This window comes from Methylophilus sp. OH31, assembly GCF_000576615.1.
GTDB lineage: Bacteria > Pseudomonadota > Gammaproteobacteria > Burkholderiales > Methylophilaceae > Methylophilus.
Window position 1 is genome coordinate 1 of the sequence record NZ_BAUS01000014.1, and the last position, 345, is coordinate 345.

The 345-nt window shown below is 52.5% G+C and carries 1 protein-coding gene; it reads right to left on the reverse strand.

The features are described 5' to 3' along the window. Nucleotides 1-345, reverse strand: a 345-nt coding sequence (locus tag OH31_RS14540) for a GTP-binding protein (RefSeq protein WP_242402305.1), incomplete at both ends; no start/stop codon positions are given.

Sequence of the window (345 nt, forward strand, 5' to 3'; positions counted from 1 at the left end):
TGTCTGATTGGTCGCCTTCCAGCGCCAATTTAGCTGAACCGTGGATGATTGGGGTGTCATCACCTGGGAAGTCATACTTGCTCAGCAAGTCACGCACTTCCATCTCAACCAGTTCCAACAACTCAGCGTCGTCAACCATGTCTGCTTTGTTCAGGAACACAACAATGTATGGAACACCAACCTGGCGGGCCAACAGGATGTGCTCACGTGTTTGTGGCATTGGGCCGTCAGCAGCTGAACATACCAGGATCGCGCCGTCCATCTGGGCAGCACCGGTAATCATGTTTTTAACGTAGTCAGCGTGACCTGGACAGTCAACGTGTGCGTAGTGACGTGAAGCTGTCT